Here is a 19,789-nt window from a genome sequence, read left to right on the forward strand (position 1 = left end):
CTAGACCAAGAAATGGTTCTCGCCACTACTTGATCACTGTTGCATTAATCCAGAAAAGGTATTAACCGAAACCAAAAAACCGTCCTTCGAACCATTTGTCGTTGCGATCAAGCGATCGGTAACAAAGAGCACGTGGCCCAACAGACATGCAGATCTTTGATGACTGAGTGCAATGGTGAGCCAATGTTCAATGAGTATCGGCCAACCCATGGTTACGACGAATATTTTTGTTGGAAGGAATCCGCTCCAAGGGCAGATTTGGAGCCACTGCTGTCGTCGCTTGGGCAGATTGGGCTCACGGAACTAAATCGAAATCATGCTTCGGCCGGAAACCTCCTCCGACGACTCGGAGCCACCTTCCGGCTGAATGGCGCAGGATTAGATGGGAGAGAAAGAATCCTGCCCTTCGATCCCCTGCCAAGGCTCATTCATCTCAACGATTGGGCCAAGCTCGAACGTGGTCTTCTTCAGCGCTTGGAGGCCATCGATCGGTTTTTAGCCGACGTCTACGGACCACAGAGAATCCTGAAGGATCGTGTCATTCCACGGGAAGACGTGGAAAGTTCTCAGGGCTGGAGACCCCAAATGCAAGACATCCAGCTCCCATTGAATCGCTGGTGTCACATCTCAGGACTGGATCTCATCCGCGACGAGGAAGGCACATGGCGCGTGCTGGAAGACAACCTGCGCTGTCCATCTGGTGTGGCCTATTTCCTCGAGAACCGACGGGTCATGAAGCGGTTATTTCCCAGCCTGTTTGCTGGTCGAACCGTTCAACCCATCGACGACTATCCCTCGAGATTGTTGCAGACACTGCAGGACTTAGCTCCATGGGCAGATTCACCGCGCGTTGTGCTGCTCACACCTGGGGTGTTCAACAGTGCTTACTTCGAACACAGCTACCTCGCCCAACAGATGGGCATTGCCCTGGTGGAAGGGCGTGACTTGATCTGCGAAGACGGCCGCGTTTGGATGCGCAGCACCACTGGACGAGAAGCAGTGGATGTGATTTACCGACGAATCGATGACGATTTCCTCGATCCAAAGGTGTTCCGTCGCGATTCGGCGCTTGGCGTACCTGGATTGATGGATATTTTGCAAAATGGCCGCATCGCCATTGCCAATGCTCCAGGAACTGGGGTCGCCGACGACAAATTGATCTACGCCTATGTACCAAAAATGATCCGTTATTACCTCAATGAAGAACCGATTATCGACAATGTCCCCACTTATCTCTGCTCCCACCCAGATGATCGCCAATACGTTTTAGAAAACCTCGAAAAACTTGTGGTTAAGTCTGTGGCTGAAGCAGGGGGTTATGGAATGTTAATAGGACCACAATCTAGCCGAAGTGAAATCGAAGAATTCGACTCAAAAATTAGAGCAAACCCTCGAAATTACATTGCCCAACCAACATTACAACTCTCGACTGTTCCCTCGCTAAGCGATGGAGAGCTGTTTCCTTGTCATGTAGATCTAAGACCTTATGTTTTACGCGGAGCATCGAACTGGGTCAGTCCGGGTGGCCTCACTCGCGTCGCCCTGAAACGTGGTTCCCTTGTGGTGAACTCATCGCAAGGAGGAGGCTGTAAAGACACATGGGTTGTTGGTGACAGCCAGATTGTCAAAGACAGCCAAGTTGAACCAAGCATGCAGGAGGCAATGCCATGCTGAGCCGGGTTGCCGACTCCTTGTATTGGATTAATCGATATGTGGAACGCGCAGAGAACATTTCTCGTTTCCTGGAAGTGAGTGAAGCCATGGCGTTGGATTGCCCTCCCGGCAGCGCCGAACCATGGCTTCCACTCATTGATGCCAGTGGAGACAGGCAGAGCTTTGATCAAGTTTACCCACTGCGATCTCCACGAGATGTCTTGGGGTTTCTGCTCCTTGATCGCGACAATCCCAACAGCATTCTGAGCTGCATTGCCAATGCAAGAGAAAATGCTCGCCAGATCCGTGATGTGATCACCACAGAAATGTGGGAGCAACTGAACGACCTCTACTGGAATGTTCAAGATGGTGAGTCAATCTGGCAAGAACCAGATCAAGAACAGCTCCGCAGCATCCGAAGAGGTTGTCAGCTTTTTTATGGCATTACGGATGTCACCCTAAGCCGTGATCAGGCCTGGCTTTTCAGTCAACTAGGCCGCTGGATCGAACGCGCCGACAAAACATCCAGGATCCTGGACGTGAAGTATTTTCTTCTTCTACCAAGCACAAAAGAAATTGGTGGTGTTCTTGATGAACTTCAATGGATATCTCTACTTCGTACAGCCGGGGCTTATCAGATGTACCGGAAAAGTGTTCAACAAGCAATCACTCCATCTTCCGTGGCCAGATTCCTACTACTGGATCCAATCTTCCCGCGATCAGTGCGCTTCTGTTTGCAAAAAATCAACGACACATTGCGCCTCATCCAACGACAACCACAACTGGGCCCCCCTGATGATCTCGAATGCCTGCGCGGACAGTTGCTTGCCAAGTGGAGCTATGTACGGATTGATGTCCTGATTGAGCGGGGGCTGCACGAAGCCATCGACGAATTACAGGAAGAGCTCAATCAACTGCATCAACTGATTCACGCCCGATATTTCATCACCACCGACCTTGGCTCCATTCCCACTGATCCATCATGCGCGCTGAGCTAATCCACTGCATCACTTATCACTACGAGGCTCAAATCAGTCTGAGCGAACACAGGCTCTGCATGCAACCTCGGGGCCATGGTCATCAGCGCCTGATCGATTACCAACTCAACATTTCACCCCAGCCCTTCCATAGCCATGAACTCGTCGCAGCCAGCGGCGATGCCATTCAACGCGTGCGCTTTCAAAACACCACTGATGAGCTCCGCTTCGAAGCATGCAGTCGCGTTGAAACCACGACTCCAGCACCGTTACTGAATTGTCTCAATGGGCGCGAACCCCTACTGCCCTACCCACGTGGTCGATTAAATCCAGATCTTCAAGGAGCGCTAGAGGGCTGGCTGCCAAACGGCCAACACGATCCCTCAGCAGTTGCCTTAGCTCAGGACGCCTTGATGGGCACCAACCAACAAGCGCTGCCTTTCCTCAAACAGCTCATCGAAATGATTCAAGACAGGGTGAAATACACCCAACGCCATCAAGGAGCCGCCTGGCCAGCAGGCCGAACTCTGCGAGAGCGGGTTGGGTCCTGCCGCGACCTCGCCATGCTGATGGTGGAATGCTGCCGAAGCATTGGTTTACCGGCTCGCTTTGTCAGCGGTTACCACTTAGCGAATCCGGCACCCGAGTCCTACGACCTACATGCCTGGGCGGAGATTTATCTACCAGGTGCTGGATGGCGTGGGTTTGATCCCAGCGCAGGAGGAGAAACAACCGATCGCTACATCGTGCTTGCGAGTTCCTCCCGCCCAGATCTCACGGCAGCGGTCACGGGCAGCTTCAGCGGGCCGGCATCCACGCAAAGCCACCTGAGTTGGACCATTCAAGCCACCGTTGACGACAACACCAATCAACCGGAGAACAAGACGGCTCTTATTCAGGCAGCTTGAAGAAGCGGCTCAACACCATGCAACACAGGACGCATGGCACCTTTGGTCGTCACCAACCTCAAGGCAGGGATACGACCACTGTTATAAACACGAAACTCACGGGTCAAAGATGCCTTCTCTTCACGAACCGCTTGATTGAGCACGACAGATCCATCTAGATCAGAAATAGATCGATGAAATGTTCCGGGAGGAATGCGAAGAATGTCGCCTCCTGCCGCCAGACGAACAATATGAAAAGGCTGATCCCAAGCAAAATTGACCAAATAAAACGTTCGCCCTCCACTAGCGGCCAACAGGTTGTCTTCTTGATGGGGATGCAAATAAAATTGCCAATCTCCACTCTCCTCTGCATCCGGAGGACTTACCGCTGGCCCACGGTGAATAACTAAGTCGCGAGCATTCGAATCAGAAATCGTGACATCAAAAAAACGAACAGATGGAGTATCACGAAAACGCGTATAAGGAATAAGCTCGAACATCGCAACAAAAAGTCAGTAATCAGCTTTAACGCTTATACCTCGTTTAATCCGTAGCGGATGCCACTCATCCACCCAAATAAGCCATCTCGGCGTGATGGTTTGCTGGCTGCTCTAACCCACGCTCTTCACTAAAACGATCAGAACGGCGCGACCACAGCCCAGTCATCACCTCTGCAAGCGCAAAATCGGAAACATCCTCTCGAAGCCATCGGCGCAAATCAAGACCTTCACTGGCAAACAGACAGGTAAACGCTTGCCCGTCTGCGGTGATCCTAAGACGATTGCAATCAGAACAGAATGGCTCTGTAATTGAGGCAATGGTGGCAACAGAACCTTCACCATCTTCGTAGATCCATTGACCACTTGTTCCACCAGGTTGACGACCAAGGGATTGAAGCGGCCAATTGCTGTGAAGAAGCTGAATCATCTCACTGGCCGGCATCACCTGATCACGACACCAGCCATTGCGATTGCCTACATCCATATATTCGATCAAACGCAATGGCAATCCTTGTGTCCTTGCAAAACGCGCCAATGGAATCAGCTGATCATCATTTTGACCGCGTTGGATCACGGCATTCAGCTTGAGACGACCTCGCGCAGGATTGAATCCCGCAGCACGAGCTGCATCAATTCCCGCCAAGACGCGCTGAATGAGAGCCTTCCCAGCCTCAGGACCAGAACGCAAGCCAGCCATACGGGCAATACTTGCTCCATCAACGGCATCCAAGCTGATCGTGATGCGATCCACTCCCATATCGCGCAACCGTCTTGCCTTCTCATCGTTGAGGAGAGAACCATTGGTGGTGATAGCCACGTCTTTCAAACGACTAAAAGGATGAGCAACCTCCTGCCTTGCAAGCGAGAGTTGATCAAGAAGCGGCCAAAGGCGATCGGTGAGCAAAGGTTCACCACCTGTTAGTCGAAGCGTATGGGCTCCTAACTGACAGGCCGCTTGGATCAAGCGAAGTTGATCACGAGTAGACAACAAACCTGGAGGCTCAATGCTTTCTGGACAGCAATATCGGCACGCTAAATTACATCTTGCAGTTAGAGACAACCTTAAAACTCCCAGCGGCCTAGCAAGGAGATCAATGACAGCTGATGGCTTCATCATTCCTCAAGGGCTCCTAGATCAGCAGGACAGTTGAGATTTCGCAACGCCCCATAAGGCAAGGCAAGCACCCGATGCGGCACCCTCTCAAGCCAATCATGCATACTCAGCTGTTCAGCAGCCAACTGACTCCACAAGGCATCTCGATAGACACTGTGATTGGGATAGATAGCAAACAAAGGCTGAAGCTGATTTCCGTCATGTGAAACCACAGCCAAAGATGGCTGCTCCTGCCAAGCATGAATCAGCCGGACCAGGATCGAAGCGTCCAAGCAAGGCATATCAACAGGGAGGACAAGGAAAGCGAGCGCCTTCGCCTGACCAAAAACCGCCGACAACGCAGCCAAAGGCCCCTGACCGGGGGAAGGATCAGACCTGCACTCAACACCTTCCAATGTCGACACCAACTGACGATGACGAGGGATTGAACTCACCACATCAACTGGCAGATCCAGAGAACGGCACACACCAATACTGTGGGTCAACCAACAGCCGCCATCAGGATGAGCGAGGAGAGATTTGTCTTGGCCCATGCGACGACTCATCCCGCCACTAAGCACACAAGCGCGGAGTCCTTGCACGATTGGCAGGTCCATCGCAGACGAAATACCGAACAAAGAAGGCTCATGCAATGTAGCGAATAAAACAAAAGTGAACCGATCAGCATTGGCATAGCCCCTTATAGGTATCAAACACAACTATGCGAGTCAGAGCCTAATGATCAAATAGCTGGGCGGTTTGCATGTGCGCCGCATTTTGATTCCTCTGCGCATTTTTCAGAAGCCGGGGTTGACTTACACATTTTCATACCCCCATGCTTGGAGAACTCTGGTCTTTCCAGGGGAGATACCGAACTCTTCATCTCACCTGGTTCGCATTTTTTCTGACCTTTGTCGTCTGGTTCAACCTGGCGCCCTTGGCTACCACCGTTAAGGCCGATTTGGGCTTAACACTCGGTCAAATCCGTACCGTTGCGATCTGCAACGTGGCTCTCACGATCCCAGCCCGCGTTCTAATCGGAATGCTTCTCGACAAATATGGGCCTCGACTGACCTATTCCAGCCTGCTGGTTTTTTCGGTCATTCCTTGCCTGATGTTTGCCTCAGCGCAAGACTTTAATCAGCTAGTGGTAGCACGCCTACTTTTATCCATCGTGGGTGCAGGCTTTGTGATCGGGATCCGCATGGTTGCCGAATGGTTCCCACCCAAAGAGATCGGTCTCGCCGAAGGAATCTATGGCGGTTGGGGCAATTTCGGATCAGCGTTCTCGGCATTAACACTCGTAGGACTGGCAGGGTGGCTCTCGTTCTCAGGCGGCTTTGAACTTCCCTCAGGGGCCATCCTTAATTGGCGTGGTGCGATTGCTCTAACTGGAATCATTTCTGCCATATACGGTGTTATCTATTACTTCAACGTTAGCGATACACCTCCTGGAAAAACTTATCAAAAGCCTGAACGCACAGCAGGCCTGGAAGTCACTTCAATGCGTGATTTCTGGGGATTGCTGGGAATGAATGTGCCGTTTGCCGCCATTCTCTGCGTGCTTTGCTGGCGCTTACAAAAGGTTGGTTTTCTGAATGCAGGAACCTATCCATTGGCCTTGGGTGCCGTTCTGATCTGGTTCATTTTTCAAACCTGGGGAATCATTCGCACCAATCGAGAGCTGATCATGGGTACGAAAACGTATCCCAAAGAAGATCGCTACGAATTCAAGCAGGTTGCCATTCTTGAACTCACTTACATTGTGAATTTTGGATCAGAGCTGGCCGTCGTTTCAATGTTGCCAACATTTTTCGAAACCACTTTTGATCTCCCTAAAGCAACCGCTGGCATCCTCGCCTCTTGTTTTGCTTTTGTGAATCTTGTCGCTCGCCCAGCTGGAGGCCTAATCTCCGACAAACTTGGCAGTCGTAAAAACACGATGGCGTTCTTAACAGGAGGTCTTGGGATTGGTTACCTCGTCATGAGCATGATCAAACCTGGCACATTCAGCGGAACCACAGGGATCATCATCGCTGTGTTGATCACCATGCTGGCCTCTTTCTTCGTTCAATCAGGAGAAGGAGCTACGTTTGCACTCGTTCCTTTGGTGAAGCGACGCGTCACAGGCCAAGTTGCTGGTTTGGTTGGTGCGTACGGCAACGTCGGAGCTGTGACTTACCTCACGATTTTTAGTCTGCTACCGATGTGGATGGGTGGGGGTAAGGATCCTTCTCCAGAAATCATCGCAGCCTCCAATAGTGCTTTCTTCCAAGTTCTGGGGGTCGCTGGCCTAATCGTTGCTTTCTTCTGCTTCTTCTTCCTCAAAGAACCCAAGGGTTCCTTTGATGACTTGCATGAAGGAGAAACAGCGAGTCCTAATTTCGCCAATAACTGATTCCTTACACCTATTCATATCTGCATGGCACCCGGAGCCATTGGTTCCGGGTGTTTCTAATACCAATTATCGAATCATGGCTGAGCCAATCACAACCATTCGCAGTCAATGTCCTTATTGCGGAGTGGGGTGTGGGTTGGACTTTCGACCACCGGCAAAAAAGGGGGAAGCCGTCCGTCGAGATGCAGATGGAACCCCAATGTGGACGGCTCGAGGAGATCGGCTGCATCCATCAAGCCTCGGCCAAGTTTGCATCAAAGGGGCAACAGTCGGAGAAACCCTGTCGAGGGGCCGACTGGATCAACCTCTTGGTCGCAACAGTCTTGATGACGACTTCCAACCGATCAGCTGGGATGAGGCGCTTGAGCGCATCTCAAGCCAAATCAAAACAAGCCTGAAATCCAAAGGACCAGATGCTATCGCGATGTATGGCTCGGGACAATTTCATACAGAAGACTATTACTTGGCGCAAAAACTCCTCAAAGGAGCGCTAGGTACTAACAATTTCGACGCTAATTCAAGACTCTGCATGAGTTCAGCTGTTGCGGGTTACACCCGCAGCTTGGGCTCAGATGGTCCCCCCTGCAGCTACGAAGACTTAGACCATTGCACGGTGGCATTTCTGATCGGAACCAACACCGCTGAATGCCATCCAGTGCTCTTTCAACGATTACTAAAACGAAAAAAAAGACACCCTGGCTCCGTCACCATTGTGGTGGTGGACCCACGCCAAACCGATACCGCAAATGCTGCTGACATTCATTTAGCAGTCGCTCCTGGGAGTGACCTTGCCCTCCTTCACGGCATCGCCCACCTGGTGATGCGAGAAAACGGGCAGGACCCAGCTTTTATCGATGAGTGCACTGACAACTACGACGCCTTTTTTGATGTCGTCGCCCGCTGGACCCCTAGACGTGTGGCCTTATTTTGTGGCATTCCGGAAAAACGTCTACGGGAAGTCGCCCAGCTCTTTCATCGCCGCGAAAAAGTCTTGAGCCTCTGGTCGATGGGTGTGAATCAACGGCGAGAAGGCACCGCTGTCGTGGGTGGAATCATCAATCTGCACTTATTGACAGGACAAATTGGCAAAGAAGGAGCCGGACCTTTTTCACTCACAGGACAACCCAACGCCATGGGAGGAAGAGAAGCAGGCGGCCTCTCCCACCTTCTTCCCGGATATCGTCAAGTTACGAACCCGGAGCATCGTGCTGAAGTCGAGCACTCCTGGGGGTTTTCTGAGGGGAAAATTGACTCCAAGCCTGGACTAACGGCCTGGCAGCAGGTGGAAGCGATGGAACGGGGAGAACTCGATTTGTGGTGGGTTGCTGCGACGAACCCTCTGGTGAGCATGCCAGATCTAGAACGCGTCAAAACAGCGATGAAACGCTGCCCATTGGTCGTCGTAAGCGAAGCTTATACAGATTCAGAAACATCCCATTACGCCCACCTGCTCCTACCAGCTGCTCAATGGAGCGAAAAAGCTGGAACCATGACCAACTCTGAACGCAGAGTGACGTATTGCCCAGCATTCCGGAATCCCCATCGAGAAAGCCGCCCCGATTGGGCAGTGTTTGCCGAAATCGGAAGGCGCCTGGGGTTTGAAGAACAATTCACATACGAATGTGCGGCTGAAGTTTATGCAGAATTTACAGCACTAACAAAAAAGAGATTATGTGATGTCTCAGGATTAAGTCATGACGTTCTGACCAAAGAGGGACCCCAACAATGGCCATTTCCTCAAGACAGTTCACCCTCTCAAGAGTCAAAACGGCTGTACACCAATCACAAGTTTTTAACCACAAATGGACGAGCAAGGTTCTGCAGCGACCAACCACTTGGTCTTGCAGAACCACCTTGTGACACGTACCCACTGGTCCTCACTATTGGCCGTTATCTCGGACAGTGGCACACGATGACTCGGACAGGACAGGTGGAGCGCTTAAAAACGATGCACCCAGAACCCCTCTTAGAAATTAACCCTAAAGATGCAGATCAATTTGCGGTGAAGCATGGAGAGCTCGCCGCGGTGAGCTCCCGAAGGGGCCAACTCACCGCTCGCGTGAAAGTCACAGACAAAATCCGACGGAGCACAGTCTTTCTTCCGATGCATTGGGGATTCACGCAAGCTCAAGCCTGTGAGGTGAATGCACTGATGCATGAACAGGCCTGCCCCATATCAAAACAACCAGAATTAAAAGCAAGTGCCGTCATCGTTGCTCCAGCAGTTTCTGTCATCAAACCAATCGAACAGGAAGCTGGGCGCTTGGAAGCGCTTCGAAAATTGATCAACCCAGTATTTCGCTAAAAGCAGCATCCAAGTTGTGATGATCATGGCCAGGACGGGCCAATTTACATAAAGCAAAACGCTCTAATTCAAACAAAGAAGCCCATTGGTTCACATTAATAACAATCGATTTTTTCAAGGCAGATTCCTGCACAATGCTGGGCAGTTCTCCCAACACTTGCCAAGGTTCATCCACAGCTAAAGGCAGGTCTTTGGCCATCCCCTCAGCCAACAGCCGAGTGAGAAGTCGCAAGTGCTCACGCAACTCATTCAAAACTGGCAACTCATCAGGCCAATCCACAAGCATTTGGCGCTGTTCCTGAGTGAGCTCCAACCAATGACTCAATTTTAATTTGACGCCAATGAGATCTAGCTTCCGGCGTACACAAAGAGGGATGCAACGCCAGTTCCCCACAAAATCCTTCTCAAACCCAAAACAATGGCTGGCTTGATCCATGCATTTAACGACATAAATTGTTCACTTTGAACCATTTGCAGATATCGCCCACCGAAATGGTTTCAATCGCAACTTCGAACTCCTTCATCTAAAGAGAAGATTTCGAGAGTTTATGGCCTGTTCTGTGCGTTTAGCAATTTCCCTTGGACTTCTTCTTGGCTCTCTTCACGGTTGGTACACAAGCGAAGCCAATGCCCATGCAGGCTCGCCCTACGGCCTCAAGAATGTGAATTATCCTGGAGCTTTTGCCTCATTTGGTAGCGATTCACTCAACACGTTTCCATAGTGAGAGTCTGAATTCTTCAACTTAGGCATGAACTCTGGGGTCGTCTCTACAGGGAATCGCAGTCAAGTCGCCATAGCAGCGGGCTTTTTAGGAGCCTTCATTGTTGGGTCGCTTGCAGTACAAATGGTGCGCAGTCAGGCTGGCGTTGCCATCGACGGCAATCAGTCCAGCGCAAAAGTGGAACCAGTGATTGGCTCACCAGCCACCCTCTGGGCCGAGTTGGGATCCCGCAGCGACGTTGTTGAGCCACTTGCGTCTTCACCAGCCACCAGCTCATCGCCACAAGCCGAGGTGGCTCCAGTTGTGGGCTCTGAAGCCACACTTTGGTCTGCCTTTGGTAGCCGCTAAGCATGGAACAAGGCCTCACTCACCTCAACGCATCCGGTGATGTTCACATGGTTGATGTGGGTGATCGCCTCCCCACGCGACGCGAAGCAAGCGCTCGGGGGTGCCTTCAAATGCAGCCAACCACACTGGAAGTGATCCGTACCGGCAATACGCCGAAAGGTGATCTCCTTGCTGTTGCGCGAGTCGCTGCCATCCAAGCAGCGAAACGGACCTGGGAACTGATTCCCCTTTGCCACCAGTTACCACTCAGTGGCGTGGAAGTCACGATCGAACCAGATTCCTCATTACCGGGACTAATTCTGTGCTGCCGGTGCCGCACAACACACAACACGGGTGTGGAGATGGAATCCATGACAGCGGTCTCCATTGGATTGCTGACGCTTTACGACATGCTGAAATCGATTGATCCCGGGATGACCTTGGGACAGGTCGCTCTCACCCACAAGGACGGAGGCCGCAACGGTGCCTGGTCACGCTGAGCCCTATGGCCGCGAAGGATTACCTCTTAACGAAGCTAGAGAGCGGCTGCTCAAACACATCAAGCCAATCAAAGGCCTAATAACGGTGCCCCTAGACGAGGCTCTAGGGCGCGTCAATGCCAAACCAATCAACGCTCCTGACTCGATCCCAGGGTTCCGAGCCTCAATCATGGATGGCTATGCCTTAGGGCAACACCATCAACCGAGCGTCGGCCAACAATGGACCCTTCACGGCCGCTCAGCCCCGGGATCTCCATTTGATCGAGTCTTAAACGCTGGTGAAGCTATCCGTATCTTGACCGGAGCACCCCTCCCAGAGGGAGCAGGCTGGGTTTTGCCTCAGGAATGCGTAGGGACGAGCCAAACGCAACTGAGCTTGGCTGCTGAAGTTTCGGATCAACCCTGGATCCGAGCCGAAGACGAAGAATGCAAAGCCGGGGATCGATTGATCAATCCAGGCCTGCGCTTAACGCCTTCCCAGCTTGGACGCCTTGCAGGTTGCGGTGTAGCCACACTGGAGGTCCACCGCAAGCCTCGCATTGGCCTCCTAATCAGCGGCGATGAGCTTGTGCCAGCTGGGCTAGAGCGACGCGCAGGAGCCATATGGGAAAGCAACAGCACCCTGCTTGAGGCGATCCTGAACAGCCTCCATCAGGTGGTCCATATAAAATGTGTGATTCCCGATCAGCCAGAAGCGTTGCGGCGGGCCTTAGCTGAGCTCAGCAACACCTGCGATGTTGTGGTGAGCACAGGCGGAATTTCAGCAGGAGACAGTGACTGGATCCGAGCGCTTGTAAGTGAATTGGGGCAAGTGAATTTCTGGAAACTATTTCTGAAGCCCGGACGCCCCTTTGCCTTCGGGCACATCAACAACCAAAGGGGGGGCGTGCCTTTCTTTGGCCTCCCTGGAAACCCTGTTGCTGCAGCGATCACAGCCCTACAACTGCTTTGGCCAGCCTTACAGCTCTTGGAGGGTCAACAAGAGCCTGAATGTTTTCCACGCGTCAAGGTCAAGCTGGCCAACGCTTTGGCTCGCCGGCCAGGACGACCCGAATTAGCCCGTGCTCGCTTGGAGGTCAATGCCAACGGAGAGCTGATGGCGCGGGTGAGCGATTCTCAAGCCTCATCCCGCATTGGCTCTCTCGTTCAGAGCGATCTGTTACTGGAGATTCCAGCACACACAGGAGGCTTGAAAGCCGGCGAGAGTGTTTGGGCACAACTCATGCGAGCACGCCTCCTCTGAAGAGGGACTCAAAGCGGTGTATTTCCGCTAACCCAGCTGCCTTGTCCATCCCTCCACTCTTTTTTCCAGAGAGGGGCCTGATGCTTGATCGCTTCAAGCAGCGCCATGCAACAACGTTGCGCAGGACCACGCCGATCAGCCTCAATCGCCACAAGCACGATGACCTCATGAGGCGATAAGCGTCCAACCCGATGAATCACAAGCGCTGCAGTCGCTCCATGCGCCATCAACAACCGTTCCGCATCCTCACGGATCAAGCTTTCGCACAGTCCTGGATAGTGCGTGAGCTCAAGCGCTTCAAGTGAACTCCCATATTCAGCAACATCGCGAACCCGTCCAATGAATGAGGTTGAAGCAGCAGCAGTCGATGACCATTCAGACAACTGAATCCAAGGATCAAAGGGTTGGCTGTGAATCTCAACTGTTATTTCCAGTTTTTGTGTCATGCCTTCAACCTCCGGTGAAGGGTGGAAGAAACGCAACTTCATCCCCTATTTGCACAGGGGTCAGCGAACTCACCAACCGCTGATTAATCGAGATCTGCACAGACGCAGGGCGAGGTCCAAGCTTCAACTGATCCCAAATGTCCTCAGCCGTCACAACATCTTTGTCAGGAAGAAACACACACTGTTCATCCCAGCCCGCCTGATCTCGAAGCGAAGCAAACAACAGCACCTGGAGTGTTCTCTCCGGAGATTTCGTCATAGGAAACAACGTCAAGCCCTACTTGGTTCTAGCGTTATCTTTCCTGCGCGATGCTGGAGCTGGCCCTCTCAATTGCTCTCCTCACCATTTCCGACCGACGCACCAGGGCGGAAGACTCCAGCGGTGATGCACTGGAACAACGTTTAACGGCAGCAGGGCATCAACTCAGCGATCGGCGAATCTGCCCTGATGATCGTTACCAGATCCGCTCAGAACTCAGTCAGTGGATTGCCGACCCAAGCGTTGATGTGGTGATCACAAGCGGGGGAACAGGCCTGACCGGCCGAGACGGCACCCCAGAAGCGATCGCCCCGTTGCTAGACAAAACCATCGACGGTTTTGGTGAACTCTTCCGGGTTCTTTCCTACGAGAGCATCGGGACCAGCACCTTGCAAAGTCGATGCCTGGCAGGCGTTGCCAACGGAACTATCGTCTTCGTGCTTCCCGGTTCTTTGGATGCCGTTCAAACGGCTTGGGACCGACTGATCTCCAGCCAATTGAACGCAAACACGCGTCCTTGCAACCTCGTACAACTTCTGCCGCGATTACGAGAAGCATCCTGGAAAGCCAAGGTGGATCCCGATTAGGGCGTTGAGAAGCCTCAGGGGTCTACGTCACATAGCTGCCAAAGGATCAAAATTCAAAATGGAATCGGCATAGTCACCGCCGCGGGCTCAGGCGCACAGGCAGCCACTTGTTGGTTCACCACATCACCCACCACCACGATGGAAGGAGAGGCAAAATTCTCAGTTCGAGTGGCCTCTGCCACCTGGCGCAGAGGTGCCTTCAGGCATCGCTGACCAACCACGGTGCCCTGCTGAACAACAGCAACAGGGGTCTCTCCGTCCAAACCGCCAGCGATCAATTCCTCAGCAATACGCGGGAGATTATGCAAACCCATGTAGATCACTAAACCATCACTCGCAGTGGCCAGAGCACGCCAATTCACGGAGGGGCGACGTTTGTCGATCTCCTCATGACCGGTCACAAAGGTGACCGAGGAGCCGGCACGGCGGTGGGTCACTGGTATGCCCGCATAAGCCGGAGCTGCAATACCAGAGGTCACACCCGGAACCACCTCAACAGCAATGCCATGGGAGACCAAATGGGCTGCCTCTTCTCCGCCGCGGCCGAAAAGGAAAGGGTCGCCACCTTTTAAGCGCACCACGGTTTGATGGCGCTGACCCAAGGCCACCAGCACGGAGTTGGTGCTTGGCTGTGGAACGGAATGGTGCCCCCGACGTTTACCGACGAAGTGGCGCTCACAGGTCTCGGGGACAAGCTCGAGAACCTCCCTAGGAACCAGTGAGTCGTAAACAAGGGCATCGCAACATCGCAGTAGACGATGGGCTTTGACAGTGAGAAGGTCTGGATCCCCTGGTCCCGCACCAACGAGATACACAGTTCCTGTGTTGGTCAAGTCAGTCACGGCAATAGAGCAAGACAATGAATGAGTCCCTCACGGAGCTGGGGGTCTTCAAGAAGAGATGGCAGGCCACCAGCCTGACGCAACGCCTCCGACATCCGATTGGGCGCCAAGGAAAGAGGTAAAGGAACCACGTCGGGATGATCACATGCAAACTGGTCCCAGGCATCAAACGGCACCACAGGCAGGTCAAAGCGGCGTTGCAGCGCGCGGAGAAAACGATCGGACAGCCCTGGCCTCAACGGATGATGAACCAAAGCTAGGGAAGGATGCTTCGCGGCAACACCCTCAATCCAATCCGACATGAGAACCCACCAACAGTCCCAGGAGCCAAGAAAAGGAAGCGACTTCACGTCAACACCCTCTGCCATCAACCGCTGACGAATCTGCGGAACATCGCTGCGCGCATGACTGCCAGGGAGCAAGAGCAAAGGCACAAGCCACTGGCTGTCGGATTGCACTGGAGCAGGATGCTCGGAAGTCAGCACCTCCAACTCCACTGGCGCCGCCCGAAACGCCGCGACAGCTCCCACAAGTTGTTGCAAGCAAGGGGGGACCAATCCGCCTGAACGTCCATGAATGACAAGACGCATAGCGATTTGCCCACTCGATTCGCCGTATTTGCGTAACAACGGCCACGGATCTGAAGCCCCTGGGACTGATCTAGTCAGGTGGTTCCCATCCATGCATGCATGACTAACTACCGCAGAAGACATTCTCGCGCTCCCATGCAGTCAACTGCTCGCAGCAACCGTGCACAGCAGCGATTCAAGAATGATTTCGATCGCGACTTAGCAGCCATGGCCAGGGTCTGGTCCATGATTCGCCATGGGGCTGTTCGTTGGATCGGAGAAATAGGCCGCCAATACTGATTCAACTTCCCTGCTGTTGAGGAGGGGTTAATCGAGCCAGAAACCGCAGCACTTATTTGTAGCGAATCAAACAAAAACGCGGGCTCGCAAACACCGATTTGGTCCTATCCGATACCGAAACATCAGCCCATAGCTCGCTATAAACCTTTTTCAGCACGAATACTTCTGATGTGCTGGAAATTTCGCTAATCAACGAATTCCTGTACAAGACATCAGCGCTATGAGCATTCAAGTCCCTACCAGACCATTCCTAGAAAACAAAAAGCTCAATAAAATTGAGCAGAACAAAGCAGCCAAAGATGGGCTACTTGTTGGCAATGAGATTGAAGAATTCGCCAGAATTGGCTGGGAAGAGGTTGATGAAACCGATCTTCAACTTCGCTTGAAATGGTATGGAATGTTTTGGCGCCCCAAAACACCAGGCAAGTTCATGCTTCGCTTGCGAGTTCCCAACGGCGTCATTAATCATCAGCAACTTCGGGTTGTGGCCTCAATCGTGGAGCGCTACGGCGATAACGGAAGTTGCGACATCACAACACGCCAAAACTTACAACTTCGCGGCGTACTCCTGAATGATTTGCCAGACATTCTCAAACGACTGAAGGATGTTGGACTGAGCTCAATCCAATCTGGTTTTGACAACCCGAGGAATGTAACCGGCAATCCACTTGCTGGAATTGATCCAAACGAAATTATCGATACGCGCCCTTTCACCACGGAGCTTCAGGACTTTCTCACGAACCATTGCGAAGGAAATCCGGAATATTCCAACCTCCCTCGCAAATGGAACACAGCTGTTGCTGGAGCAAAAGACAACTTTCTACTCCACAACGACATTGTCTTTCACCCCGTTGAAAGAGACGGTGTGTTGGGGTTCGGCGTCTGGATTGGAGGAATTCTCTCCTCACAGATGAATGCCTATGCCATTCCCCTTAATACGTGGGTGAAGCAAGATGAGATTTGCAAAATGACCGATTGCGTCATTCGCCTCTGGCGCGACAACGGCGAGCGTGACAAGCGCCCCAAAGGCCGCTTCCGCATGTATCTCGACCAACTCGGTGTCGATGCCTTCAGGAGTGAAGTGGAAGGACTTTTTGGTCCACTCACAGAGGATCCAGGTTCAGTCTTCAACGCCACGCCTCGTTCTCATTATGGAATCCATCCGCAAAAAAATGCAGACGAGTTTTTCGCAGGACTGCATGTCAGCGTTGGACGACTCACAGCAACTGATCTACACGACTTAGCCACAGCAAGTCTTGATTACGGGGCTGGTGAAATTCGCCTAACAGAGGATCAAAATGTCATCATCGTGGGGATATCCACGGCCAATCTCGATCGCTTCAAAGCAGACCCATTGTTGCAACGCTTCCCTCTCGAACCAGGTGCTATTGCAGCTGGCACGGTCTCCTGCACTGGAAACACCTACTGCAGCTTTGGTCTCACCAACACCAAAGACCAAGCTATTGCAGCGGCGAAAAAACTCGACGACGAACTCGAACTACCCGAAGAACTCAAGATCCATTGGACCGGTTGCCCTAACACCTGTGGTCAAGCCTTCATGGGGGCTATTGGCCTAACAGGCACCAAAGCGAAAAACAGTCAGGGTGAAATGGGCGAGGGCTACACCCTGAGCATCGGGGGATCTCAAGGTGAAAACCCTCAGATCGGCGAAGTCCATCAAAAGGCCATTCCCGCAGAAGACATTCAAAACGTTCTTCGACAGGTGCTGATCGAACAATTCGGAGCAAAGCCTCGGGCTTAAGCAAACCGAATTGACTCGACGAAGTAAAACCGTGGCGCTTTGTTTTGAAGCCATGGTTTCGCATTAACCAATCCATCTGTTATTCATTGTTCAATGACTTTAAAAGGTGATTTCCTGTCGCGTTTTGTCAATTGGCTCAGCGCAAGTGGTAAGGACAGAACACCCGTTTCTGTATCACCACAGCATCAAGATGTCTTCTCACGCTTCATGAATCGCATTAGCGGCTGAATCTCTTTTCATTTATTAAATCCCAATCATGAGCGCAACAGCGTCCCAGATGGACTACGTCCTACCCAATGAACTCGTCGACGGCATGATTTTAGCCGGCGGCAAGAAAGCAACCGTCAGCGTTAAAAACTTGCTGATCCGTGGCTTTTATTCTGGCGCCATTCTTGGTCTTGCCGTCATCCTGGCCCTCACCGTAGGAATCCTGACAAAACTGCCATTTGTAGGATCTCTCCTGTTCCCATTTGGTTTTGCCAGCATCGTCCTGTTCGGAATGGAGCTGGTGACTGGAAACTTCGCATTGCTACCAATGGCAACATGGGCCGGCAAATGCAGCTGGAGTGCAACCTTTAGAAATTGGACATGGGTCTGGATTGGCAATTTCATCGGCACGCTCGTTGTGGCGATCATCATGGCCATCAGCCTCACCAGCGGAAGCATGGATGCTTCTGCTGAGAATGTTGGTCCACCCATTTGGGATCTTGTGGCTCAAAAGATCGTTGCTCTTAACCAGATCAACGTTGTGAAAAAGTACGAGGCCCTTGGAAGCATGGGTTTCTTCTTGGCTTTCCTGCGTGGAGTTGTGGCCAACTGGTTGGTTTGCCTCGGCGTCACCATGGCTCTTGTGAGCAAAAGTGTTCCCGGCAAATTGTTGGCCTGCTGGTTGCCGATTACGGCTTTCCAAACAATGGGCATGGAGCACATTGTTGTGAATCAATTCCTACACACAGCGGGACCAATCCTCGGTTCAGGCGTTCCTTTCTATAAAGTGATTTTCTGGAATTTCCTCCCAGTCACGTTGGGAAACATTGTTGGCGGAATGGTATTCATCGGCATGCTCTTCTACAGCACCCATCGCACCAAAATTTCCGATGTGCTTCCCACGGAGCATGATGAAAAGCTAGAACGTGAACTTGCCGCTGAGCTCGGCGCCCGCTGACTTCAAACCCTATGAGTGCCATTGATGAAGCCTCCCTTTGGGATCAGCTGGCCAAGGCACGGAAGATTCCTTTGAATCCAACCTGGCTGGGAGAGGTTTTCTCTCCCAGCCTTTCTGTTGAACTCCGTTTTGCAGTGGCTGAGCGCTTGGGGATGTTCGCAGAAACAGGTTGGCCAATCATCCATGCCCTGATCCAACAGCACGGAATTCATCCTGAGTTGATCCACGCTGCCGGCCTCTGCCATCAACCTGAAGCAAAAGATTGGTTACTCACGCAGCTGAAGCAATCCCATGATCCAGATGCACACTTGCTGAACGCACTGAGTTGCTGGGGTGCAGAGCTCACACCATCTCAATTCGAGCATCTTTTGCAATTACCTGGCCAAGCACAACGCATCGCGGGCCTTAATCTTCTTGGCTTCAAATCTCATCAACTTGAAGCCGTTGAATTGCTGCAATTGTGTGAATACGCACTTCAAGATTGGCGTGATCCTGTTGTCATCGCCTGCATACGTCTGCTGCAGCGACGAGACGACATGGAGATCAGCACCAGGCTTGCGGTTCTGGTCCATAAAGGCTCCGATGCAGCTGCTGAAGCTGGCTTAAGAGCCTTGGGTTGCATGGCCACAACGCATAGCAAAATAACGCTGAAGTCACTGAGCGTAGAGCTCACTAATCCAGAACGACGTGCGCACGCCCTACGCCAACTTCAACAGCAATATTAAAGACATTAAAAAACCCGGCCATGCCGGGCGTTTTTGATTTAAATCAAAAACTCACCATTTTTTATAAGGCAAGAATTTTCCGCACATTGTAATCTTTACCCTGTCTCCTTTAGGATCTTCAACCTTATCCACATCCAAAGTAAAGTCGATAGCACTCATAATACCATCGCCAAATTTTTCCTGAATAACATCTTTAAGAGGCATACCATAAACCTGCATGATCTCATAGAAACGATAGATCAGCGGATCTGTAGGAATCACAGGATCTAGACTTCCTTTCGTCGGAAACTCCTGCAGCGCAGCGGTAATGGCTGGATCGAGAGCCAACAATGTTGCTAATTTCTCCGCTTCTTCAGGGGATGCGGTTGCCTGTCCATAAAAGAGAGAAGCAATCCAAACCTCATCGAGCCCAAGGGCCGCTTCTAAGTCAGCAAAGGAAAGACCCTTCGCCTTCTTTGCCGCCATCAGTGAAGCAGTAAGCGTCGATGGCGAGGGACCAGCCAAGGACGGTGCTAAAGCAGATGTTGTC

22 protein-coding genes are annotated in these 19,789 nt (G+C 52.0%); 13 read left to right on the forward strand and 9 right to left on the reverse strand.

Features of this window, described 5'->3' with window-relative positions; all coding sequences use genetic code 11:
• Positions 1–183: 183 nt before the first annotated feature.
• Genes SynROS8604_RS15170 through SynROS8604_RS15180 form a run of 3 tightly spaced genes read left to right on the forward strand, consistent with a single transcriptional unit; the run spans position 184 to position 3,538 of the window.
• Positions 184–1,674 carry a circularly permuted type 2 ATP-grasp protein gene (locus SynROS8604_RS15170; protein WP_186546068.1) on the forward strand — a complete coding sequence of 497 codons (1,491 nt, stop codon included), beginning with the start codon at positions 184–186 and terminating at the stop codon, positions 1,672–1,674.
• The gene (locus SynROS8604_RS15175) at positions 1,668–2,651 is read left to right on the forward strand and encodes an alpha-E domain-containing protein (RefSeq protein ID WP_186544609.1); all 984 of its coding nucleotides are present in this window, start codon (positions 1,668–1,670) and stop codon (positions 2,649–2,651) included. Before SynROS8604_RS15170 ends, SynROS8604_RS15175 begins: the two co-directional genes overlap by 7 nt.
• Complete coding sequence (locus tag SynROS8604_RS15180; RefSeq protein WP_186544610.1) at positions 2,636–3,538, forward strand: transglutaminase family protein; 903 nt, start codon at positions 2,636–2,638, stop codon at positions 3,536–3,538. The genes SynROS8604_RS15175 and SynROS8604_RS15180 overlap by 16 nt, the downstream gene beginning before the upstream one ends.
• Here the strand turns inward: SynROS8604_RS15180 and SynROS8604_RS15185 are convergent.
• The 3 genes from SynROS8604_RS15185 to SynROS8604_RS15195 all read right to left on the reverse strand — a co-directional run bounded on the left by SynROS8604_RS15185 (position 3,526) and on the right by SynROS8604_RS15195 (position 5,727).
• Positions 3,526–4,017: a redox protein gene (locus SynROS8604_RS15185; RefSeq protein ID WP_186544611.1), complete on the reverse strand. Its 492-nt coding sequence runs from the start codon at positions 4,015–4,017 to the stop codon at positions 3,526–3,528. The genes SynROS8604_RS15180 and SynROS8604_RS15185 overlap by 13 nt on opposite strands.
• A 64-nt stretch (positions 4,018–4,081) precedes the next feature.
• Positions 4,082–5,134, reverse strand: coding sequence for a GTP 3',8-cyclase MoaA (locus tag SynROS8604_RS15190; protein WP_370586529.1), 1,053 nt, complete (start codon positions 5,132–5,134; stop codon positions 4,082–4,084).
• Positions 5,131–5,727: a molybdenum cofactor guanylyltransferase gene (locus SynROS8604_RS15195; RefSeq protein ID WP_186544613.1), complete on the reverse strand. Its 597-nt coding sequence runs from the start codon at positions 5,725–5,727 to the stop codon at positions 5,131–5,133. Before SynROS8604_RS15195 ends, SynROS8604_RS15190 begins: the two co-directional genes overlap by 4 nt.
• Positions 5,728–5,945: 218 nt before the next feature.
• Between SynROS8604_RS15195 and SynROS8604_RS15200 the strand changes: the two genes are divergently transcribed.
• Together SynROS8604_RS15200 and SynROS8604_RS15205 are read left to right on the forward strand one after the other, a co-directional pair.
• Positions 5,946–7,508, forward strand: coding sequence for an MFS transporter (locus SynROS8604_RS15200; protein ID WP_186544614.1), 1,563 nt, complete (start codon positions 5,946–5,948; stop codon positions 7,506–7,508).
• A gap of 76 nt (positions 7,509–7,584) precedes the next feature.
• Positions 7,585–9,813 (forward strand): molybdopterin oxidoreductase family protein, encoded by a 2,229-nt coding sequence (locus SynROS8604_RS15205; RefSeq protein ID WP_186544615.1) that lies wholly within the window; start codon positions 7,585–7,587, stop codon positions 9,811–9,813.
• Here SynROS8604_RS15205 and SynROS8604_RS15210 read toward each other — a convergent pair.
• Positions 9,794–10,249, reverse strand: coding sequence for a nitrate reductase associated protein (locus SynROS8604_RS15210; RefSeq protein WP_186544616.1), 456 nt, complete (start codon positions 10,247–10,249; stop codon positions 9,794–9,796). The two genes, SynROS8604_RS15205 and SynROS8604_RS15210, sit on opposite strands and share 20 nt — an antisense overlap.
• A gap of 313 nt (positions 10,250–10,562) precedes the next feature.
• On the opposite strand from SynROS8604_RS15210, the gene SynROS8604_RS15215 reads away from it, so the two are divergent.
• Genes SynROS8604_RS15215 through SynROS8604_RS15225 form a run of 3 tightly spaced genes read left to right on the forward strand, consistent with a single transcriptional unit; the run spans position 10,563 to position 12,605 of the window.
• A complete protein-coding gene (locus SynROS8604_RS15215; protein WP_186544617.1) occupies positions 10,563–10,883 on the forward strand; it encodes a hypothetical protein in 321 nt (106 codons plus the stop codon).
• Between the two features lie 2 nt (positions 10,884–10,885).
• Positions 10,886–11,362, forward strand: a complete 477-nt coding sequence (gene moaC, locus SynROS8604_RS15220) for a cyclic pyranopterin monophosphate synthase MoaC (protein WP_186544618.1) — start codon at positions 10,886–10,888, stop codon at positions 11,360–11,362.
• Positions 11,346–12,605 carry a molybdopterin molybdotransferase MoeA gene (locus SynROS8604_RS15225; protein WP_186544619.1) on the forward strand — a complete coding sequence of 420 codons (1,260 nt, stop codon included), beginning with the start codon at positions 11,346–11,348 and terminating at the stop codon, positions 12,603–12,605. The genes moaC and SynROS8604_RS15225 overlap by 17 nt, the downstream gene beginning before the upstream one ends.
• Before the next feature lie 8 nt (positions 12,606–12,613).
• Here the strand turns inward: SynROS8604_RS15225 and SynROS8604_RS15230 are convergent, their stop codons facing one another.
• Both SynROS8604_RS15230 and SynROS8604_RS15235 read right to left on the reverse strand, forming a co-directional pair.
• Positions 12,614–13,051, reverse strand: coding sequence for a molybdenum cofactor biosynthesis protein MoaE (locus SynROS8604_RS15230; protein WP_186544620.1), 438 nt, complete (start codon positions 13,049–13,051; stop codon positions 12,614–12,616).
• A 4-nt stretch (positions 13,052–13,055) separates the two neighbouring features.
• A complete protein-coding gene (locus SynROS8604_RS15235) occupies positions 13,056–13,310 on the reverse strand; it encodes a MoaD/ThiS family protein (protein WP_115071340.1) in 255 nt (84 codons plus the stop codon).
• A 59-nt stretch (positions 13,311–13,369) separates the two neighbouring features.
• On the opposite strand from SynROS8604_RS15235, the gene moaB reads away from it, so the two are divergent.
• Positions 13,370–13,897 (forward strand): molybdenum cofactor biosynthesis protein B, encoded by a 528-nt coding sequence (gene moaB, locus SynROS8604_RS15240; RefSeq protein ID WP_186546070.1) that lies wholly within the window; start codon positions 13,370–13,372, stop codon positions 13,895–13,897.
• Positions 13,898–13,950: 53 nt separating this feature from the next.
• Here the strand turns inward: moaB and cobA are convergent, their stop codons facing one another.
• On the reverse strand, positions 13,951–14,739 hold the full coding sequence (cobA, locus tag SynROS8604_RS15245; RefSeq protein ID WP_186544621.1) for a uroporphyrinogen-III C-methyltransferase: 789 nt from the start codon (positions 14,737–14,739) through the stop codon (positions 13,951–13,953).
• On the reverse strand, positions 14,736–15,422 hold the full coding sequence (locus tag SynROS8604_RS15250) for a DNA mismatch repair protein MutS (protein WP_186544622.1): 687 nt from the start codon (positions 15,420–15,422) through the stop codon (positions 14,736–14,738). Before SynROS8604_RS15250 ends, cobA begins: the two co-directional genes overlap by 4 nt.
• Positions 15,423–15,464: 42 nt before the next feature.
• Between SynROS8604_RS15250 and SynROS8604_RS15255 the strand changes: the two genes are divergently transcribed.
• From SynROS8604_RS15255 to SynROS8604_RS15270, 4 genes are all read left to right on the forward strand, one after another.
• Complete coding sequence (locus SynROS8604_RS15255) at positions 15,465–15,608, forward strand: hypothetical protein (protein ID WP_255445106.1); 144 nt, start codon at positions 15,465–15,467, stop codon at positions 15,606–15,608.
• A gap of 220 nt (positions 15,609–15,828) precedes the next feature.
• Positions 15,829–17,370 carry a ferredoxin--nitrite reductase gene (locus SynROS8604_RS15260; RefSeq protein ID WP_186544624.1) on the forward strand — a complete coding sequence of 514 codons (1,542 nt, stop codon included), beginning with the start codon at positions 15,829–15,831 and terminating at the stop codon, positions 17,368–17,370.
• A 277-nt stretch (positions 17,371–17,647) separates the two neighbouring features.
• The gene (locus SynROS8604_RS15265) at positions 17,648–18,535 is read left to right on the forward strand and encodes a formate/nitrite transporter family protein (protein WP_186546072.1); all 888 of its coding nucleotides are present in this window, start codon (positions 17,648–17,650) and stop codon (positions 18,533–18,535) included.
• An 11-nt stretch (positions 18,536–18,546) separates the two neighbouring features.
• Positions 18,547–19,260, forward strand: a complete 714-nt coding sequence (locus tag SynROS8604_RS15270) for a HEAT repeat domain-containing protein (protein WP_186544625.1) — start codon at positions 18,547–18,549, stop codon at positions 19,258–19,260.
• A 51-nt stretch (positions 19,261–19,311) separates the two neighbouring features.
• Here SynROS8604_RS15270 and cynS read toward each other — a convergent pair whose 3' ends face one another.
• The gene (gene cynS / locus SynROS8604_RS15275) at positions 19,312–19,764 is read right to left on the reverse strand and encodes a cyanase (RefSeq protein ID WP_071778049.1); all 453 of its coding nucleotides are present in this window, start codon (positions 19,762–19,764) and stop codon (positions 19,312–19,314) included.
• Positions 19,765–19,789: the final 25 nt, after the last annotated feature.

It is taken from the genome of Synechococcus sp. ROS8604 (genome assembly GCF_014279655.1).
In the GTDB taxonomy this organism is placed as follows: domain Bacteria; phylum Cyanobacteriota; class Cyanobacteriia; order PCC-6307; family Cyanobiaceae; genus Synechococcus_C.

What these genes read in the sequence shown, in the direction of transcription:
- SynROS8604_RS15170 (WP_186546068.1), top strand. Translation starts at nt 184, where the DNA reads ATGTTCAATGAGTATCGGCCAACCCATGGTTACGACGAATATTTTTGT.
- SynROS8604_RS15175 (WP_186544609.1), top strand. Translation starts at nt 1,668, where the DNA reads ATGCTGAGCCGGGTTGCCGACTCCTTGTATTGGATTAATCGATATGTG.
- SynROS8604_RS15180 (WP_186544610.1), top strand. Translation starts at nt 2,636, where the DNA reads ATGCGCGCTGAGCTAATCCACTGCATCACTTATCACTACGAGGCTCAA.
- SynROS8604_RS15185 (WP_186544611.1), bottom strand. Translation starts at nt 4,017, where the DNA reads ATGTTCGAGCTTATTCCTTATACGCGTTTTCGTGATACTCCATCTGTT.
- SynROS8604_RS15190 (WP_370586529.1), bottom strand. Translation starts at nt 5,134, where the DNA reads ATGATGAAGCCATCAGCTGTCATTGATCTCCTTGCTAGGCCGCTGGGA.
- SynROS8604_RS15195 (WP_186544613.1), bottom strand. Translation starts at nt 5,727, where the DNA reads ATGGACCTGCCAATCGTGCAAGGACTCCGCGCTTGTGTGCTTAGTGGC.
- SynROS8604_RS15200 (WP_186544614.1), top strand. Translation starts at nt 5,946, where the DNA reads ATGCTTGGAGAACTCTGGTCTTTCCAGGGGAGATACCGAACTCTTCAT.
- SynROS8604_RS15205 (WP_186544615.1), top strand. Translation starts at nt 7,585, where the DNA reads ATGGCTGAGCCAATCACAACCATTCGCAGTCAATGTCCTTATTGCGGA.
- SynROS8604_RS15210 (WP_186544616.1), bottom strand. Translation starts at nt 10,249, where the DNA reads ATGGATCAAGCCAGCCATTGTTTTGGGTTTGAGAAGGATTTTGTGGGG.
- SynROS8604_RS15215 (WP_186544617.1), top strand. Translation starts at nt 10,563, where the DNA reads ATGAACTCTGGGGTCGTCTCTACAGGGAATCGCAGTCAAGTCGCCATA.
- moaC (WP_186544618.1), top strand. Translation starts at nt 10,886, where the DNA reads ATGGAACAAGGCCTCACTCACCTCAACGCATCCGGTGATGTTCACATG.
- SynROS8604_RS15230 (WP_186544620.1), bottom strand. Translation starts at nt 13,051, where the DNA reads ATGACACAAAAACTGGAAATAACAGTTGAGATTCACAGCCAACCCTTT.
- SynROS8604_RS15235 (WP_115071340.1), bottom strand. Translation starts at nt 13,310, where the DNA reads ATGACGAAATCTCCGGAGAGAACACTCCAGGTGCTGTTGTTTGCTTCG.
- SynROS8604_RS15250 (WP_186544622.1), bottom strand. Translation starts at nt 15,422, where the DNA reads ATGGATGGGAACCACCTGACTAGATCAGTCCCAGGGGCTTCAGATCCG.
- SynROS8604_RS15255 (WP_255445106.1), top strand. Translation starts at nt 15,465, where the DNA reads ATGCAGTCAACTGCTCGCAGCAACCGTGCACAGCAGCGATTCAAGAAT.
- SynROS8604_RS15260 (WP_186544624.1), top strand. Translation starts at nt 15,829, where the DNA reads ATGAGCATTCAAGTCCCTACCAGACCATTCCTAGAAAACAAAAAGCTC.
- SynROS8604_RS15265 (WP_186546072.1), top strand. Translation starts at nt 17,648, where the DNA reads ATGGACTACGTCCTACCCAATGAACTCGTCGACGGCATGATTTTAGCC.
- SynROS8604_RS15270 (WP_186544625.1), top strand. Translation starts at nt 18,547, where the DNA reads ATGAGTGCCATTGATGAAGCCTCCCTTTGGGATCAGCTGGCCAAGGCA.